This window comes from Symbiopectobacterium purcellii, from assembly GCF_052050035.1.
Lineage (GTDB): Bacteria > Pseudomonadota > Gammaproteobacteria > Enterobacterales > Enterobacteriaceae > Symbiopectobacterium > Symbiopectobacterium purcellii_A.
In genome coordinates this window covers 2,487,693-2,504,858 of sequence record NZ_CP189882.1, presented here as the reverse complement: position 1 = coordinate 2,504,858, position 17,166 = coordinate 2,487,693, and the positions used below count along the sequence as shown (strand labels likewise).

13 protein-coding genes and 6 pseudogenes are annotated in these 17,166 nt (G+C 49.4%); 6 read left to right on the top strand and 13 right to left on the bottom strand.

Annotation, left to right across the window (positions count from 1 at the left end; translation table 11 throughout):
* Nucleotides 1-16 precede the first annotated feature (16 nt).
* Both glgP and ACQGXV_RS17685 read right to left on the bottom strand, forming a co-directional pair.
* Nucleotides 17-2,652, bottom strand: a pseudogene (glgP, locus tag ACQGXV_RS17690) (glycogen/starch/alpha-glucan family phosphorylase).
* 259 nt (nt 2,653-2,911) lie between these two features.
* Nucleotides 2,912-3,886 carry an IS30 family transposase gene (locus tag ACQGXV_RS17685; protein ID WP_440867069.1) on the bottom strand — a complete coding sequence of 325 codons (975 nt, stop codon included), beginning with the start codon at nt 3,884-3,886 and terminating at the stop codon, nt 2,912-2,914.
* A gap of 92 nt (nt 3,887-3,978) precedes the next feature.
* Here ACQGXV_RS17685 and ACQGXV_RS17680 point away from each other — a divergent pair.
* A pseudogene (locus ACQGXV_RS17680) lies at nt 3,979-4,362 on the top strand (AbrB family transcriptional regulator); the annotation flags it as partial.
* A gap of 177 nt (nt 4,363-4,539) precedes the next feature.
* Here the strand turns inward: ACQGXV_RS17680 and ACQGXV_RS17675 are convergent.
* Genes ACQGXV_RS17675 through ACQGXV_RS17665 form a run of 3 tightly spaced genes read right to left on the bottom strand, consistent with a single transcriptional unit; the run spans nt 4,540 to nt 5,524 of the window.
* Nucleotides 4,540-5,073: an IS630 family transposase gene (locus ACQGXV_RS17675; protein ID WP_440862665.1), complete on the bottom strand. Its 534-nt coding sequence runs from the start codon at nt 5,071-5,073 to the stop codon at nt 4,540-4,542.
* A complete protein-coding gene (locus ACQGXV_RS17670) occupies nt 4,997-5,362 on the bottom strand; it encodes an IS630 transposase-related protein (protein ID WP_440862584.1) in 366 nt (121 codons plus the stop codon). The genes ACQGXV_RS17675 and ACQGXV_RS17670 overlap by 77 nt, the downstream gene beginning before the upstream one ends.
* Nucleotides 5,363-5,524 (bottom strand): hypothetical protein, encoded by a 162-nt coding sequence (locus ACQGXV_RS17665; RefSeq protein ID WP_440867068.1) that lies wholly within the window; start codon nt 5,522-5,524, stop codon nt 5,363-5,365.
* Between the two features lie 32 nt (nt 5,525-5,556).
* On the opposite strand from ACQGXV_RS17665, the gene ACQGXV_RS17660 reads away from it, so the two are divergent.
* Nucleotides 5,557-6,495, top strand: a complete 939-nt coding sequence (locus ACQGXV_RS17660; RefSeq protein ID WP_440867067.1) for an IS5 family transposase — start codon at nt 5,557-5,559, stop codon at nt 6,493-6,495.
* On the opposite strand, the gene ACQGXV_RS17655 is transcribed toward ACQGXV_RS17660, so the two are convergent.
* The 4 genes and pseudogenes from ACQGXV_RS17655 to ACQGXV_RS17640 form a co-directional block, all read right to left on the bottom strand.
* Nucleotides 6,492-7,280 carry a transposase family protein gene (locus ACQGXV_RS17655; RefSeq protein ID WP_440867066.1) on the bottom strand — a complete coding sequence of 263 codons (789 nt, stop codon included), beginning with the start codon at nt 7,278-7,280 and terminating at the stop codon, nt 6,492-6,494. The genes ACQGXV_RS17660 and ACQGXV_RS17655 overlap by 4 nt on opposite strands.
* A complete protein-coding gene (locus ACQGXV_RS17650) occupies nt 7,258-8,469 on the bottom strand; it encodes an IS256 family transposase (protein WP_440864265.1) in 1,212 nt (403 codons plus the stop codon). The genes ACQGXV_RS17655 and ACQGXV_RS17650 overlap by 23 nt, the downstream gene beginning before the upstream one ends.
* Nucleotides 8,470-8,519: 50 nt before the next feature.
* Nucleotides 8,520-8,720: a hypothetical protein gene (locus ACQGXV_RS17645; protein ID WP_440866490.1), complete on the bottom strand. Its 201-nt coding sequence runs from the start codon at nt 8,718-8,720 to the stop codon at nt 8,520-8,522.
* A 351-nt stretch (nt 8,721-9,071) separates the two neighbouring features.
* A pseudogene (locus ACQGXV_RS17640) lies at nt 9,072-9,921 on the bottom strand (IS5 family transposase); the annotation flags it as partial.
* Nucleotides 9,922-9,957: 36 nt separating this feature from the next.
* Between ACQGXV_RS17640 and ACQGXV_RS17635 the strand changes: the two are divergent.
* On the top strand, nt 9,958-10,323 hold the full coding sequence (locus ACQGXV_RS17635) for an IS630 transposase-related protein (protein WP_440862584.1): 366 nt from the start codon (nt 9,958-9,960) through the stop codon (nt 10,321-10,323).
* The gene (locus ACQGXV_RS17630) at nt 10,247-10,780 is read left to right on the top strand and encodes an IS630 family transposase (protein WP_440862665.1); all 534 of its coding nucleotides are present in this window, start codon (nt 10,247-10,249) and stop codon (nt 10,778-10,780) included. Before ACQGXV_RS17635 ends, ACQGXV_RS17630 begins: the two co-directional genes overlap by 77 nt.
* Nucleotides 10,781-10,803: 23 nt before the next feature.
* Here the strand turns inward: ACQGXV_RS17630 and ACQGXV_RS17625 are convergent.
* The 4 genes and pseudogenes from ACQGXV_RS17625 to ACQGXV_RS17610 all read right to left on the bottom strand — a co-directional run.
* A pseudogene (locus ACQGXV_RS17625) lies at nt 10,804-10,971 on the bottom strand (transposase); the annotation flags it as partial.
* A 61-nt stretch (nt 10,972-11,032) separates the two neighbouring features.
* Nucleotides 11,033-11,832 (bottom strand): IS5 family transposase gene (locus ACQGXV_RS17620; RefSeq protein ID WP_440867065.1). Its coding sequence is split into 2 segments (ribosomal slippage): nt 11,033-11,487 and nt 11,487-11,832, totalling 801 coding nucleotides; the frame shifts between segments, so codons are not numbered across the junction.
* 85 nt (nt 11,833-11,917) lie between these two features.
* Nucleotides 11,918-12,920: pseudogene (gene rarD / locus ACQGXV_RS17615) on the bottom strand (EamA family transporter RarD).
* A 146-nt stretch (nt 12,921-13,066) separates the two neighbouring features.
* A complete protein-coding gene (locus tag ACQGXV_RS17610) occupies nt 13,067-13,525 on the bottom strand; it encodes a thioesterase family protein (RefSeq protein WP_440867064.1) in 459 nt (152 codons plus the stop codon).
* 774 nt (nt 13,526-14,299) lie between these two features.
* Between ACQGXV_RS17610 and pldA the strand changes: the two are divergent.
* Nucleotides 14,300-15,173: pseudogene (gene pldA, locus ACQGXV_RS17605) on the top strand (phospholipase A).
* Between the two features lie 128 nt (nt 15,174-15,301).
* Entirely contained in the window at nt 15,302-17,134 is a 1,833-nt protein-coding gene (recQ, locus tag ACQGXV_RS17600) for an ATP-dependent DNA helicase RecQ (RefSeq protein ID WP_440867063.1), read from the top strand.
* Nucleotides 17,135-17,166: the final 32 nt, after the last annotated feature.

Here is a 17,166-nt window from a genome sequence, read left to right as displayed (position 1 = left end):
AGATCTCCCCCCACCGTTACAACCGTATCGGTTTGATATCCCAGATATCGTCGGCATACTCCTGAATGGTATAGCCAACCGACTTAAAAATGATTACATCCTATGCCCTGATATGCGGCAAAGAAGCATAGCTGGCTGTTATCAAAATAATGTCGCTTGGCTATACGGTCAGACGAGAAGTTACCCATATTAGCGATATTAATGATGCTTCTGCGCGCCCATTCATCGGGATTGCGATACAGCTCATCCACCCGGTCATGGGTATCCACATAGCTGCGATAATCCGCCAACAGTTGCCAGTGGTCACCAAAATTCACCAACGAGTCGAACAGATCGCCGTAGCGTCTGGGATCGTTCGGACTGAAAACACCGGTGGCGATCTGCGTCAGCACTCGGCGTAGTTCCTCATCCTTATCGTAAATTTCACGAGGGTTGTAACCGTTCTTGCGCAGCGCTTCGACCTGTTCCGTGGTGTTGCCAAAAATAAACATGTTCTCTTCGCCAATGTGCTCCAACATTTCCACGTTGGCCCCATCGAGCGTGCCGATGGTCAGTGCCCCATTGAGCGCAAATTTCATGTTACTGGTGCCGGAGGCTTCGGTTCCCGCCAGCGAGATCTGCTCAGACAGATCGGCAGCAGGAATGATGATCTGCGCCAGACTGACGCTGTAGTTGGGAATAAACACCACCTTCAACTTGTCATGCATGTCAGGATCGTGGTTGATCACCGCCGCGACATCGTTGATCAGGTTGATGATGTGCTTCGCCATGTAATACGCCGACGCCGCTTTGCCCGCAAAAATCGCCACGCGCGGCACGCGCTTAACCTTGGGTTCATCCTTAATGCGGTTATACAGTGTGATAATGTGTAGCAGATTGAGCAGTTGCCGTTTGTACTCATGAATGCGCTTGATCTGCACATCGAACAACGCCTCAGGATCGATCACCACATCCAGATGCTCGGCCACGTACTCCGCCAGACGCTGCTTGTTCGCCAGCTTTGCCTTACGCACCTTCTGCACAAACGCCGGGAAATCCGCTTGAGGCTTGATATAGCCAACCGACTTAAAAATGATTACATCCTATGCCCTGATATGCGGCAAAGAAGCATAGCTGGCTGTTATCAAAATAATGTCGCTTGGCTATATCTTCCAATTGGCTGAGGTTGGTACGCCAGTTCTTACCAATCGCGTCATCCAGCACTTTCGACAACGACGGGTTCGCCAGAGCCAGCCAGCGTCGCGGTGTGACACCGTTGGTCTTGTTGCAAAAACGATCGGTATAGATGCGCGCAAAATCCGCAAACAGTGATTGCACCATCAAATCGGAGTGCAATTCCGACACACCATTCACCTTGTGGCTTGCCACCACCGCTAACCACGCCATACGCACCCGGCGGCCGTTGGTTTTATCAATGATGGAAACACGCGCCAGCAAGCCGTTGTCTTTCTGGAATTTCTTCTGCATTTCTTCGAGAAAGTGCTCGTTGATTTCAAAAATCAGTTGCAGATGGCGTGGCAAAATATTGGCCAACATATCCACCGGCCAGGTTTCCAGCGCTTCCTGCATCAGCGTGTGGTTAGTGTAAGAGAAGACGCTCGTCACCACCTGCCAGGCATCCAGCCATTTAAATTTGTGCTCATCGATCAGCAAGCGCATCAATTCGGGGATCGCCAACACCGGATGGGTGTCGTTAAGGTGAATGGCAAATTTATCCGCCAGGTTGTCATAGGTGTTGTGCATTATCCAGTGACGACTGAGGATATCCTGCACCGTGGCAGACACCAGAAAGTACTCCTGACGCAGGCGCAACTCGCGCCCAGAGTAGGTGGAGTCATCGGGATAAAGCACCCGCGACACGTTCTCCGAGTGGTTTTTGTCTTCCACCGCAGCAAAGTAGTCACCCTGATTAAACTTGCCCAGATTGATTTCACTGCTGGCCTGCGCGCCCCACAGCCGCAGCGTGTTGGTCGCATCGGTGTCGTAACCGGGGATTATCTGGTCGTAGGCACTGGCAATGATCTCCTCGGTCTCCACCCAGCGCGCTTTGCTCCCTTCCTGCTGTACGCGCCCACCAAAACGCACCGTATAGCGCGTACTGTGACGCGGGAATTCCCAGGCGTTGCCGTATTCCAGCAAATAGTCCGGGGATTCTGCTTGCTGACCGTTGACAATCTTTTGCGCAAACATGCCGTATTCATAGCGAATGCCATAACCGCGGCCGGGCAGCGCCATCGTCGCCAGCGAATCCAGAAAGCAGGCCGCCAAACGCCCGAGGCCACCGTTGCCCAGCCCGGGATCGTTCTCTTCCTCGATCAGCTCATCCAGATCCAGCCCCATGTCGTCCAGCGCCTGCTTCAGATCTTCGTACAGCACCATCGCCAGCAGCGCATTCGACAGCGTTAGGCCCAGTAGGAACTCCATCGAGAGGTAGCAGACCTGTCGCACATCCTGCGAGAGCTGCGCCCGGTTGGAGCGCAACCAGCGTTCCACCATGCGGTCGCGCACCGCGAGCAGCGTGGCGTTCAGCCACTCGTGCTTGTTGGCAATAGAGGGATCTTTACCTATGCTGAACATCAACTTATAGGCAATGGAATGCTTTAGCGCGTCCACGCTGAGCGTGGGTGAGTTGTAGATAAACGGAGAGTTCATTACGTTTATTCCCAATCATGAGTGTTACGACAAGCGTTGTTTGACCGAGATCGCTAAAGCCCCTGCATGTTGTCCTCACCATGCAACGCACGGCTATACCCGTCATACTTCACGTTGCGGATGCGTTTACCGCCTTCCTGCAACGCGAATTATTGAGGGTCATAAGCGCTGGTAAAGTGCACGATATGCCTGCGCAGCTACCTGCCAGATAAAGTCCATCGCCCCATTACAACTCGAAACGCAACAAAACGGTAGAGGCTTATGCCACCAGTAAGTGCGTTAAAAATACCTCATTGGGGGAACGATAGCCCAGCGATTTTCTGCCCCTTGTATTGAGTATGTGTTCGAGTTCGGCAATCTTACGATGACTGACCTGACTGAAGTCTGTTCCCTTTGGGTAAAAACGTCGTATCAGCCCGTTGGTGTGCTCATTCAAGCCCCTCTCCCAGGAATGATAAGGATGGGCAAAGTAGACCTGCGCCCCTGTGATTTGAGTAATTTGCTCGTGCAGAGCGAATTCAGGGCCGTTATCAGCTGTTAGGGTCTTAAACTTGCAAAAGGTATTAGCTTCAATGTCCCTGAAAGCAGCAACCACAGTCTCCGCACGCTTATTAGGCAGTTTGCGAATGATGACGGTTTTCAATGCGTTATCTACGATGGTTAACAAGAATGACTTCTGGTCTTTGCCAAAAATAGTGTCAATTTCGAAGTGGCCAGGCTCCTGTTTAAGCTCGGCTTGAGCTGGGCGATACTCAATACCAACACGGTTGGGAATAGGGCCTGATTTGAGGTTTTCGGCATTGTACCTGTAACGTTTTCCCCGATGAGGAAGTTGCTGATATAGCTCCCCGCCAGCCTGTCTCTCCTGCAGGATATAGCGATATAGCGTATTCTTGCTGACAGATATACCGAATTCCAGGTGCAAACGGCCACTGATAATTTCAGGTGAAGAGTGAGTGGAAAGCGCCTGCCTGATGAAGTTCTGAATGTGTGGCTCCAACTGGTAAAAAGCATTGTTTGGCAGAGGCTTATGACGGCGTTCCCGGGCCAGAGTGTCCGCCCTTCTACAGCAGTAGACACCATTGAAAGTAGGGTCGGTATTGCGTCTGAGTTCCCTGCTGATGGTCGAGCGAGGCAGAGCAAGCTCTCTGGCGATGGTAGCTTGGTTGACACCTTCACCACGCCGCTTTTCGATGTAGAACCGTTCTTTCTGAGTCAGATGTTTTCCCTGCATGCAACAGGCTCTCCAGTATGGCCAGAACGGTGATTTTATCCGACTCTGGCAAGTGGGTCACTTTGTTGCGTTTCGAGTGGGAATGGGGCGAGATCCTCGGCGCCGCGCTGCACTCGACGGGAACGCTGACGCTGCAAACGCCGGAATGGATACTGGCATTGGCCTATGCGTTCATCGGTTGGAGTGTGGGCTTAAGTTTTACCCGCCCGATTTTCCTGCTGGCGATTCGCACCTTGCCACAGATGATGGCCTCTATCGTCGGCCTGATGGTGCTGTGCGGAGGGATGGCTTACGGGGTAACGCTGTTGCTACCGGTGGATATCCTCACCGCCTATCTGGCGACCAGCCCCGGCGGGCTGGACTCCATTGCGTTTATAGCAGCGGGTAGCAACGTTGACATGGCCTTTGTGATTGCGATACAAACCCTGAGGCTGTTTTCGACGCTGCTGTTTAGGCTGTGTCCCTTAATTACGTAACCGGGCGTAAAACAAGCGGATGCAGCCCAGTTTCACGATTGCTAGATTAAGCGTGTTGCTTAATAGTGAAATAAGGGTGTTTCGGTGATTGAAGTAAATTTTACGCTGTTCTGAGATGGAAATTCCAAAGACCGGCGCTAAGGAGTAAGAAGGTATAGCCAAGCGACTTAATTTTGATTACACCATATGGACTGAGAACAAACTCTCTGTATCGCAACCCATCTCTCTTTTTTTGCTTTTTGCTTGTGCCCATTTATGCTCAATTGGGTTAAGATCTGGCGAATATGTAGGCAAATACTCCACCATATACCCTGCATCGATGATGACTTGTTGAATATTATGTTTTTTGTGAAAAGTGGCATTGTCCATCATGATTACACTGTTTTTAGGGAGTACTGGGATAAGGACTTGTGTGACCCAGGCATAGAAAACATCGCTGTTAATATTGATATCAAATAATCCGATAGCAAACAGCGTTGTGCCTAATAAAGCGCCGATAACATTTGTTCTTCCCCTAGCTCCCCAGTTCTTCAGGCCAAAACACCGTTGACCTTTTGGGGAATAGCCGTGAGTCCGTGGGGCATCGTGTGAAAAACCACTTTCATCAATAAAAACAATAGGTTTACCTTCTTTTTCATACTGTTGTTTTTTTTGTTGAAATCCCTGCCGGGCGTTTTCGTCGGCTTTCGGATGACGTAGAGTTTTTTTTATAGGTCAATCCCAGCTTTTTAAGCGCTTGCCAAATGGCCTTCTGACAAACGCCAAAACGCTCTGCACGTTCTTTTTGGTAAGCATCTGGATATTGTTCAACATCTTTTATCAACTCGGATTTATCGATCTTTCGCTGACGCGTGGTCGATGCTTTTGACTCTATTTGATTAATCCAACGCGATACAGAGGCAGGGCCAATCCGAAATTGCTTCGCTGTTTCTCGGATACTCAACCCTTCGTTTTTCCGTGTAGATATCACTTTACGTCTAAAATCAATTGAATAGCTCATTTAAATAATGTAATCAAAATTAAGTCGTTTAGCTATATCATCAATAAAGGGTCTACGATTCCGTAAAATTTGGGTCATGCAACCGAGGCGCTTGATACCCGCGATGGCGTGTTCAACTGGCTTTGTTGAATAAATCGAACTTTCAGGGGATCGCCGGATCAAAGCACTATCATCGCTCCCGATAGCAGCTCCCCATGGCAAAGCAAAAGTTTAAAATCACCAACTGGCCCACCTACAACAAAGCACTCAGACAACGCGGCTCCCTGACGGTCTGGCTTGATGAGTCCGCCATCGCTGCATGGACTGACAGTGCTTCGCCTGAAGGTCGTGGTCGGCCGCTTTACTACACCGATATGGCTGTTACCACGGTTTTGATGATAAAGCGCGTGTTTAACCTGTCGCTCCGGGCATTACAGGGCTTTGTCGACTCGGTTTTTACACTGATGAGCCTGCCACTGCGCTGCCCGGACTACTCTCTGGTCAGTCGGCGGGCAAAAACCGTCAGTATCAGCATAAAAACGCCAACGCGTGGTGAAATCTCGCATCTGGTCATCGACAGTACCGGTCTGAAGGTCTTTGGCGAAGGTGAATGGAAAGTCAGGCAGCATGGGGCTGACAGACGAAGAGTGTGGCGCAAGCTTCATCTGGCAGCAGACAGTGCGACGCATGAGATTATCTGTGCCGACTTATCGCTCAGCGGAACGACAGATGCGCAGGCACTGCCGGGCCTGATTAACCAAACCCACCGAAAAATCAGGGAAGTGTCAGCAGACGGTGCTTATGACGCCCGTTACTGCCACGATGCGTTGCTAAGAAAGAAAATCAGGCCCCTTATCCCGCCGCGAAGCGGAGCCAAATACTGGCCGGACAAGTACCATGAACGTAACCATGCGGTGGCGAATCAGCGTCTGAGCGGGAGTAATGATATGTGGAAAAAGAAAGTGGGTTATCACCGGCGTTCAGTGGCAGAAACAGCGATGTTCCGCATAAAAACTTTGCTGGGTGGCCATCTGAGCCTGCGTGACTATGAGGCTCAAGTAGGTGAAGCCATAGCGATGGTCAAAGCGCTGAACCGTATGACGTTGTTGGGTATGCCACACAGCGTCAGGATAGGATATAGCCAACCGACTTAAAAATGATTACATCCTATGCCCTGATATGCGGCAAAGAAGCATAGCTGGCTGTTATCAAAATAATGTCGCTTGGCTATAACAGGTGTAGCAGAGGGAGTCATCCTGTCGGCTAATTCTGATTTATTCAACAAAGCCTGTTCAACTGTAATACGGATGCCCGAGATTATTTTATTTTCTTGTTTTTGTTCAGGCGATAAAGGTCTTTTTCGAGTTCCTTTTTTTGGGGTTTGTGTATTAGGATGCTGTTTATCTATACCTTGAAAACCGGTATCTGCCCAGATGGTTACCTCAGGAGGAATATGGCGAATTATATCGACTTTATCGAGTAAGCGTTTATCGTGACGGCGCCCATTTTTGCTCATGGGGATAAATCCAATTTGCCTTGTTTCGTCAGTCATAATAAGCCCTTTTCGAGTGGTCTGTCTTTTCTTTCCCGAATACATTTTCTTTCGCCGACGCAGATTCTTAGGCTTTTGGACAGGTCGCTCTGTCCCATCAATAAAGACGTCTTTAACTCCAGGAAAGGCGCGAAAAAATTCCTCAGCAGAGCGAATTTGACGAGCGAGCAAAACACATTCTCGCCCCAAGGTCATCTCTAAAACCGGCAATAATATTTTTACCCAGCGACATACCCGTGTTCTATCTAAACCAAAAAGAAGTCCTTGCAAATAATAGGTCGGATAACATTTTAAATACAATAAAATAAAAAGCAGTTTATCTAATGGGAGTCTGTAAAGAATTTTGTGTAAATGGCTCCATTGCTTAACCGGAGATTCGTTCTCCATACATCAACATGAATTGGCTCATAGCAGGTTTCCAGTCTCTGATTGGCAAGGTCCATTTAGCAGAGATATTATGCAAGGCTAGATAGAGTAATTTTATCACCGAGTCATCCGTTGGAAATATTCGTCGCGTTTTCGTTATCTTGCGCAATGAAGCATTTAACGACTCTATCGCGTTGGTGGTGTAGATAACCTTGCGGATCTCCGGCGGAAAGTCAAAAATGACGATGAGACGTTCCCAATTATTTCTCCACGACGGGCTGATCGTCGGGAACTGCTCATCCCATTTGGCCGCGAAGGCATCCAGGGCCTCTTCAGCGCCCTCTAGCGTTGCGGAACTATAGATGGTGCGCAGGTCAGCAGCAACGGCCTTACGCTCTTTCCAGCCGACGTAGCGCAGCGAGTTCCGCACCTGATGCACAATGCAGAGCTGTACCCGAGTATGCGGGTAAACAGCTTCAATGGCATCAGGAAAGCCTTTCAGGCCATCGCAGCAGGCGACGAAGATGTCCTTTAGCCCACGATTTTTCAGTTCTGTCATCACAGATAACCAGAACTTGGCCCCCTCAGTTTTGGCTATCCATAGCCCCAGCAGCTCTTTTTCGCCCTGGCCGTTGACGCCGAGGGCCAGATAAACAGACTTGTTGGCCACGGCTCCGCCGTCCTGGCTTTTGACAACAATACAGTCAAGGTAAACAATGGGATAAAGCGCATCCAGCGGCCGTTGCTGCCAGCGCTTAACTTCATCCATCACAGCATTGGTCACTTGAGAAATGAAGCCAGCGGAAACATCGACCCCGTAGACTTCTTTAAAGTGTGCCTGAATATCACGGGTTGATAACCCTCTGGAATAGAGAGAAATAATGCGGTCATCGAAGCCGTTAAGCTGTTTTTCGTTCTTACCGATCAGTGTCGGCTCGAAGGTACTGTTGCGGTCGCGCGGAATATCGAGCTCGATCTCCCCATTTTGGCTACGTACGCTCTTGGATGTCTTGCCATTGCGGGAGTTGCCTGAATGATTACCTGCCGGGTCATGCTTAGCATACCCAAGGTGCATCTCCATCTCAGCTTCAAGAACCCGTTCCGCCAGTCTTTTAGTCAGCACCTTGAGTAGGCCTGATTCACCCAGCAGATCCTGAGGGGAGTGACAATCTTGAAGCAGTTGGTCAATAAGTTCGTTGCTGATAGGCATTTTGTTATCCTTTGAAGGTTTTCCTCAAAATGCCATTTACACAGATTATTTTACAGTCTCTCTAATGGGGTTGGGATAAATCCTTTCTGCCCTGCACCCATCTGCCGCTCGTGATCTTTTCGATTCTTTTTCCGATAAATCAAATAACAAGCTGAAAATTCAGCGGCTAAATTTTTCAATTCTTCGACTGATAATCCAATGATTGCTTTACATAAACGATTATCTCGTAACAACCGCTCTTTGTTGATCATTTCAAACCTTTATTCTCTAAGTTAAACCTCTTTTTATTCTCAATAGCGGCTTTGTTGAATAATTTAACCGTTTGATTTACATCTTCTTTAGTTAGAATGCATTTACAGAGAATGTATTTTGTTAGAACGACAAATCAAATAGTTAGCACAATAAAAAGCATTCCGAGAGGAAAAATTGGTCGTTGAAATTTTATAATGCTTATATAAATCAGTATCTTAAATTATTCAACAAAGCCCTCAATAGCCTGACAAAAAATGCAAGTCTCTATTCAGCAACTAGTTTATAGTTTCTTGCGGCTTTGTTGAATAAATCAGAATTAGCCGACAGGATGACTCCCTCTGCTACACCTGTTATCCTATCCTGACGCTGTGTGGGATACCCAACAACGTCATACGGTTCAGCGCTTTGACCATCGCTATGGCTTCACCTACTTGAGCCTCATAGTCATGCAGGCTCAGATGGCCACCCAGCAAAGTTTTTATGCGGAACATCGCTGTTTCTGCCACTGAACGCCGGTGATAACCCACTTTCTTTTTCCACATATCATTACTCCCGCTCAGACGCTGATTCGCCACCGCATGGTTACGTTCATGGTACTTGTCCGGCCAGTATTTGGCTCCGCTTCGCGGCGGGATAAGGGGCCTGATTTTCTTTCTTAGCAACGCATCGTGGCAGTATAGCCAAGCGACATTATTTTGATAACAGCCAGCTATGCTTCTTTGCCGCATATCAGGGCATAGGATGTAATCATTTTTAAGTCGGTTGGCTATAACGGGCGTCATAAGCACCGTCTGCTGACACTTCCCTGATTTTTCGGTGGGTTTGGTTAATCAGGCCCGGCAGTGCCTGCGCATCTGTCGTTCCGCTGAGCGATAAGTCGGCACAGATAATCTCATGCGTCGCACTGTCTGCTGCCAGATGAAGCTTGCGCCACACTCTTCATCTGTCAGCCCCATGCTGCCTGACTTTCCATTCACCTTCGCCAAAGACCTTCAGACCGGTACTGTCGATGACCAGATGCGAGATTTCACCACGCGTTGGCGTTTTTATGCTGATACTGACGGTTTTTGCCCGCCGACTGACCAGAGAGTAGTCCGGGCAGCGCAGTGGCAGGCTCATCAGTGTAAAAACCGAGTCGACAAAGCCCTGTAATGCCCGGAGCGACAGGTTAAACACCCGCTTTATCATCAAAACCGTGGTATAGCTAAACGACTTAATTTTGATTACATTATTTAAATGAGCTATTCAATTGATTTTAGACGTAAAGTGATATCTACACGGAAAAACGAAGGGTTGAGTATCCGAGAAACAGCGAAGCAATTTCGGATTGGCCCTGCCTCTGTATCGCGTTGGATTAATCAAATAGAGTCAAAAGCATCGACCACGCGTCAGCGAAAGATCGATAAATCCGAGTTGATAAAAGATGTTGAACAATATCCAGATGCTTACCAAAAAGAACGTGCAGAGCGTTTTGGCGTTTGTCAGAAGGCCATTTGGCAAGCGCTTAAAAAGCTGGGATTGACCTATAAAAAAAACTCTACGTCATCCGAAAGCCGACGAAAACGCCCGGCAGGGATTTCAACAAAAAAAACAACAGTATGAAAAAGAAGGTAAACCTATTGTTTTTATTGATGAAAGTGGTTTTTCACACGATGCCCCACGGACTCACGGCTATTCCCCAAAAGGTCAACGGTGTTTTGGCCTGAAGAACTGGGGAGCTAGGGGAAGAACAAATGTTATCGGCGCTTTATTAGGCACAACGCTGTTTGCTATCGGATTATTTGATATCAATATTAACAGCGATGTTTTCTATGCCTGGGTCACACAAGTCCTTATCCCAGTACTCCCTAAAAACAGTGTAATCATGATGGACAATGCCACTTTTCACAAAAAACATAATATTCAACAAGTCATCATCGATGCAGGGTATATGGTGGAGTATTTGCCTACATATTCGCCAGATCTTAACCCAATTGAGCATAAATGGGCACAAGCAAAAAGCAAAAAAAGAGAGATGGGTTGCGATACAGAGAGTTTGTTCTCAGTCCATATGGTGTAATCAAAATTAAGTCGCTTGGCTATAACAGCCATATCGGTGTAGTAAAGCAGCCGACCACGACCTTCAGGCGAAGAACTGTCAGTCCATGCAGCGATGGCCGACTCATCAAGCCAGACCGTCAGGGAGCCGCGTTGTCTGAGTGCTTTGTTGTAGGTGGGCCAGTTGGTGATTTTAAACTTTTGCTTTGCCATGGGGAGCTGCTATCGGGAGCGATGATAGTGCTTTGATCCGGCGATCCCCTGAAAGTTCGATTTATTCAACAAAGCCGTTTCTTGCCGTTTTTTCATAACGTGTGGCAATCCGTCTATATTCCTTTAAACGGCCAAAACATCTTTCTACAACGTTGCGACGGCGATAAGCATCACGATAAAGTTGTGAGCGTCCATCTGAAGCCAGTTTTTCATTTGATTTTCGGGGGATAACCGTTTTTATCCCTTTTCTTTTCAACTCGTTACGGAATGTATTGCCAGAGTAGGCTTTGTCAGCCAGTACCGCATGACCACGACGCTTCATGCTACCGTTCTGCCGTTGCACGCCAATGCCGTCCAGGAGTCGTAACGCGAACAGGCTTTCGTGAGCCTGCCCAGCACTCAGTACGATATTTAGCGGGATGCCGCTTCCGTCAGTCGCCATGTGGATTTTGGTGCCATAACCACCTCGTGAGCGACCCAGGCTGTTATCGTTGGTAATATCGGGATGTTTTTTTGAGCGCCAGCCGCACATTTGAGCGCACGGATATTGCTGCCACCCAGCGCAGTGGCTGACCAGTCAACAAGTCTATGAGCATCAAGAAATGAAAGTAACCTATTAAAAATAATGTTAATAACTCCAGACTTTGACCATCTATTGAAACGGTTATAAACGGTTTTCCATGGGCCGTAACGTTCAGGTAAATCACGCCATGGGGCACCTGAACACAGTATCCAGAACATGCCGTTGACGATTTTGCGATGTTCTGCCCATGGCCGGCCTGCCTGCGGAGATGTCAAAACGGTTGGTAACAAGGGCTCAATGATTGCCCATGCTTCATCAGAAAGATCGTAGCGAGCCATAATCCAAAGTGTCTTAGAAACAGATGGATACTATAGCTCAAGCAATTAAGGGACACAGCCTAGTCCGGTGTTGTCACGCTACATCTCACGCCACACGGCGCTGAACGCGACGTAATTTCCGCTGGGCGATGAGGGCATCGATGATAAACAGCGCCAGCGCCGCCCAGATAAAACCAAACGCCACCATTTTGTCGCTGCCGAGCGGTTCGCCATAGAGCGTAACCGCGATGATAAACATCAGCGTTGGGCCGAGGTACTGGAAGAATCCAAGCGTAGACAGGCGCATTCTCACGGCGGCAGCGGTGAAAAACAGCAGCGGCGCGGTGGTCACGATGCCTGCGCTGACCAGCAGCAGATTGAGCGTCGTACTGTTATTATCAAGGTGGCTGCTCGGGGTATCGGCGATAAAAAACAGATAGATAATTGCCGCAGGCAGCAGCCACAGGGTTTCAATCAGCATACCGGTCTGGCCGTCTACGCCGAGTTTTTTGCGCAACAGGCCATAGATCGCGAAGCTATAGCTAAGCGACATTATTTTGATAACAGCCAGCTATGCTTCTTTGCCACATATCAGGGCATCGGCTGTAATCATTTTTAAGTCGGTTGGCTATAAAGGCCAGCGCCAAAGCAATCACTGGCACCGATCCAAACTGCCAGAGCTGAATCAATACGCCGCTGAAAGCCAACAGTACCGCATACCATTGCAGGCGGCGGAAACGCTCGCCGAGAAAAATCATTCCCAGCATCACGTTAACCAACGGGTTGATAAAATAGCCCAGGCTGGCTTCCAGAATGTGATTGTGGTTTACCGCCCAAATGTAGAGCAGCCAGTTACCCTCCACCAGCACGGCGGTCAGCGCCAGCAACAGCAGCGTTTTGGGTGATCCCATGACGTGCTGTACCTGACGCCATTTGCGGCTGACACTCACCAACACCAGCATAAAGAGAAACGACCAGATAATCCGGTGTGTAAGAATTTCTGTGGCAGGCACCGCGCCAATCAGCTTGAATTAGACGGGTGCGATACCCCAAATGAAATAGGCACCAAGGGCGAATAACACACCCTGGCGTGATTGCTGTTCATTCATGTGGAAGGCTTACTCAACGGACTGAAGAGGGAGTACTGTACGCGAAACCGCAGTGACTTTCATCTTCTCCTCCCGTTTTGGTGCTTCGTTGGGGTAAATTCGGATTTCTCGTTTTTATATATCGTGATCCTGCGAATAATTCGCCGTTATCCGACGATATAAGTGGCTGTAGCGGTGGCGATATGCACCTGTGCCTCGTTGTGCAACTCGGCGCGCGCCACGGCAATTTTATTGCCGCCACGCCGCAGCGTGCTGGTCAGCGTAAAGTGCTCGCCGCGGCCCGGGCGCAGATAGTCCACGCGCAGATCGATGGTGCCCATGCGCGCCAGTCGCTGGTGAAATTCCTGAGCGCTGATGCTGTTGTGCCGTAACAGCGCGCTGCCGACGCAGACCAGTCCAGCGGCCACATCCAGCCCGGCGGCGATCACACCGCCGTGGAGAATTTTTTGCAGCGCATTGCCCACCAATCGCTCCTGACGATCAAACACCAGAATGGCATGGTCGGCCTCAAACTCACGCAGCTCAAGCCCCAGCTCCCGGTTGAAGGGCATCTGATAGATGAAAATGTCGCTGACGCGCTGGCGCACGCTCTCTTGCGGCAGCATGGCATCAGGGGGAAGTGTGTCATCCTGCTGTACCCGCGGTAGTGACATAGCGGTCGGCCCTCAGTAACGATCGGAACAGAGAATAAGGATAGTTTAACGGGCTTTGTTGAATAATTTAAGATACTGATTTATATAAGCATTATAAAATTTCAACGACTAATTTTTCCTCTCGGAATGCTTTTTATTGTGCTAACTATTTGATTTGTCGTTCTAACAAAATACATTCTCTGTAAATGCATTCTAACTAAAGAAGATGTAAATCAAACGGTTAAATTATTCAACAAAGCCAGTTTAACGTTAAATTTTTGTTTTTTTTATGAGGCATTTCTGTTTCTTTTCAGAAAAGCATGAATAAGTAGGAAGTGGATGATTCAAGTACAAATTATGAAGCTAGAATAATAACGAGCGTGTCTATATCCGTCATACTTCACGTTGCTGATGCGTTTGCTGCACTCATTCACCCGAATCACTTACCTGAGTAAGCTCATCGGGATTCATTCGATTGCCGCCTTTCCGCAACTCGAATTATTTAGGGTATACATTTTTCCTTACTTTAATGTTGGTCGGAGGGCTTTGTTGAATAATTTAACCGTTTGATTTACATCTTCTTTAGTTAGAATGCATTTACAGAGAATGTATTTTGTTAGAACGACAAATCAAATAGTTAGCACAATAAAAAGCATTCCGAGAGGAAAAATTAGTCGTTGAAATTTTATAATGCTTATATAAATCAGTATCTTAAATTATTCAACAAAGCCTGGTCGGAGATACCGTATGCGCAAAATTGCGGGCGTAGTGGCGCTCTTGTTGGCGGCACAAGTTCAGGCAGAAGAAGCAAAGGTTCAGGTTGTACACGACAGACCCGCAGTGCGTGGCAGCATTATTGCCAATTTGCTGCAAGACCATGATAACCCTTTTATCCTTTATCCTTTATCCTTACGAAAGCAACTATCTGCTTTATACCTATACCACCAACATCAACAAGCAGGCGATCAGCAGTTACGACTGGGCTAAGGAAGCGCGCAAGGATGAAGTGAATTTTCAGTTGAGTCTGGCCTTCCCCATCTGGCGCGGCATCATGGGCGAGAATTCGCTGTTGGGCGTGTCTTATACTCAGCAATCCTGGTGGCAGATGTCGAATGCCGATGAATCCTCACCGTTTCGTGAAACCAACTATGAACCGCAGATATTTCTTGGCTGGGCGACCGATTACAGCCTGGGCGGATGGACATTGCGTGATGTGGAAGTGGGGTTGAATCACCAATCCAACGGCAAGGCAGACCCAACCTCACGCAGTTGGAATCGCGCCTATATGCGCCTGATGGCGCAAAACGGCAACTGGAAGGTCGATCTCAAACCTTGGTTCCTGATCCCCGACCGCAAGGATGACAACCCGGATATCACCAAATACCTGGGGTATTATCGGGTGCGTGTCGGCTACGTTTGGGGCGACAGCATTTTCAGCGTAGCTGGCCATTACAACTGGAACAGCGGTTACGGCAACGCAGAGTTGGGGTGGAGCTACCCGATAACCAAGCATGTTCGCTTCTATACCAAGGTGTTTAGTGGCTACGGCGAGTCAATGATCGACTATAACCACCGGCAGACGCGTTATGGTGTCGGTCTGATGTTGAACGATATCTTTTGAGGCGCGTTTTCAGAAAAAATAATTCTCGTGGTCAAAAGATTGCAGTTTTTATCACAGGCGCTGAAAATAGCGCCTGTTTGATTTTATCGGCCACGGGCTGATGTGATGCAAAGAGGATCGGGGAACGCGTGTCTACGGCGGAAGTGTTAAATAAGGAAGCGTTAGCGGCTCAGGCTCTACGCGATACGTTCGGTTATCAGCAATTCCGTCCCGGTCAGGATGCGGTCATTCAGGCTGCGGTCAGCGGTCAGGATTGTCTGGTGATCATGCCGACCGGGGGCGGGAAATCGCTGTGCTACCAGATTCCGGCATTGGTGTTGGATGGCCTGACGCTGGTGGTGTCTCCGCTGATCTCTTTGATGAAAGACCAGGTAGATCAGCTTCTTGCCTACGGCGTGACGGCCGCCTGCCTGAACTCGACTCAGACCCGTGAACAGCAGTGGTACGTGATGACCCGCTGTCGCAGCGGTGACATCAAGCTGCTGTATATCGCGCCGGAGCGTTTAACCACGGACAGCTTTTTTGACCAGCTTGCCCAGTGGAATCCGGCACTGATTGCCATCGACGAAGCGCACTGTATCTCCCAGTGGGGGCATGATTTCCGCCCAGAATACCGCGCCCTTGGGCAAATCAAACAGCGTTTCCCCACGCTGCCAGTGGTTGCCTTGACGGCCACCGCCGACGACGCGACGCGCAGTGATATTGTGCGTCTGCTTGATCTGCGCGAACCGCATATTCATCTGAGCAGCTTCGATCGGCCCAATATCCGCTACACGCTGGTGGAAAAATTCAAACCGCTCGATCAACTGTGGATGTTTGTGCAGGGGCAGCGTGGTAAAAGCGGCATTATTTATTGTAACAGCCGGGCGAAGGTCGAGGATATCAGCGCGCGTTTGCAAAACCGGGGTCTCAGCGTGGCGGCCTATCATGCCGGTTTGGACAACGAACGGCGCGCGCAGGTACAGGAAGCGTTCTTGCGTGACGATTTACAAGTGGTGGTAGCCACCGTCGCCTTTGGGATGGGCATCAACAAACCCAACGTGCGCTTTGTGGTGCACTTTGATATCCCGCGCACGATCGAATCCTACTATCAAGAGACCGGGCGCGCCGGGCGTGATGGCCTGCCTGCGGAGGCCGCGCTGTTTTACGATCCTGCCGACATGGCGTGGTTGCGCCGCTGCCTTGAGGAAAAACCGCCGGGTCCACAGCAAGAAATTGAACGGCACAAGTTGAACGCGATGGGGGCGTTCGCGGAGGCGCAAACCTGCCGGCGCCTAGTGCTGCTTAACTATTTTGGTGAAGGGCGGCACGCCCCCTGCGGTAACTGTGACATCTGCCTCGATCCGCCTAAGCTTTATGATGGTCTGGTTGATGCGCAAAAGGCGCTCTCCTGCGTATACCGAGTGGGGCAGCGCTTCGGCCTGGGCTATGTGGTGGAAGTGCTGCGCGGAGCCAATAACCAGCGTATTCGCGAATGGGGTCACGACAAGCTGCCAGTATACGGCATTGGCCGTGAGCAATCGCATGAGCATTGGGTCAGCGTGCTGCGCCAACTGATTCACCTGGGGTTCCTCACGCAAAATATTGCATTGCACTCAGCGGTACAGCTTACAGAATCGGCCCGTCCGGTGCTGCGCGGTGAGATACCGTTACAGTTGGCGGTGCCGCGCGTGGTTAACCTGAAGCCGAAAGCGAACCAAAAATCGTATACCGGGCTTTACGATCGCAAGCTGTTTGCCAAACTGCGCAAATTACGCAAAGCCATTGCTGATGAGGGCGATATCCCGCCTTATGTGGTGTTCAGTGATGCCACGCTGCTGGAAATGGCCGATCGCTTGCCGGTGACAGCAAGCGAATTACTGACGATTAACGGCGTCGGGCAGCGTAAACTGGAACGGTTTGGTACGCCATTTATGTCGCTGATCCGTGAGCATCTGGACGATGGCGAGGATGTGCGCTGATTGGACTTGAATTTCTAGACTCTGTGGTAAAA